This is a genomic window from Candidatus Thiosymbion oneisti (assembly GCF_900092655.1).
Classification (GTDB): Bacteria; Pseudomonadota; Gammaproteobacteria; order Chromatiales; family Chromatiaceae; genus Thiosymbion; species Thiosymbion oneisti.
In genome coordinates this window covers 1-305 of sequence record NZ_FLUY01000324.1, presented here as the reverse complement: position 1 = coordinate 305, position 305 = coordinate 1, and the positions used below count along the sequence as shown (strand labels likewise).

Annotated in this window: 1 protein-coding gene; it reads right to left on the bottom strand. The window is 68.2% G+C overall.

Annotation, left to right across the window (positions count from 1 at the left end; all coding sequences use genetic code 11):
* Nucleotides 1-305, bottom strand: a 305-nt coding sequence (locus tag BQ17_RS22310; protein WP_218068036.1) for a hypothetical protein, incomplete at both ends; no start/stop codon positions are given.

Below are 305 nucleotides of genomic sequence, written 5' to 3'. Positions count from 1 at the left end.
GCACCGGCAGGCGGCGAGCCGGAGCGGTCCAGCGGAAACTTTGGAGTGCGGCGGCGACTTTATCCCGGCATTGGTAGCAACCCAAGGTACCTGGTGTAACCGGGGGTGCTGGCGGGTACACTGCAAACCTGCCGCCGCTTTGGATTTGGCGACGCCCCTATCCCCGCCCAGGCGTTGCAGCCAGGGGAAAGCGCCGTCGCCGCGGCGCGCGTGGAACCCACTGCCCAGGTTCTTGGCCAGCGCCGCTGGTATCCCCCGTCGCTGAGGTTCGATGCGGTCGCGCCGCTTTGCCGGCGCACTCCAAA